At 41.6% G+C, this 238-nt stretch carries 1 protein-coding gene; it reads left to right on the forward strand.

Going from position 1 to position 238, the window contains the following annotated elements; all coding sequences use genetic code 11:
* Positions 1–238: hypothetical protein (locus J3U35_RS05200; RefSeq protein WP_267360002.1), on the forward strand; the 238-nt coding region annotated here is incomplete at both ends.

The raw sequence follows: 238 nt of genomic DNA on the forward strand, positions 1-238 counted from the left end.
GAAGCCTATTTATATGGTTTAGGACGGGAGCAAGATCCGGTTAAAGCCTATGCCTGGTCACGGTTAAGTGATTATGCAAAACAAAAAATTATCGAGATAGGCAACAATTTAGCATGGGATGCAGAGCAACTACCACCGGTTTGGGAATATAACAAAGAAATCCAAAATCGTTTAGAGCAACAGCTTACCCCAGCCGAAAAACAAGCGGCATTCGATTATTTGGAAACGCTGAAAACCA

Origin of the sequence: Gilliamella sp. B2717 (assembly GCF_026536675.1) — a bacterium.
GTDB lineage: Bacteria > Pseudomonadota > Gammaproteobacteria > Enterobacterales > Orbaceae > Gilliamella > Gilliamella apicola_I.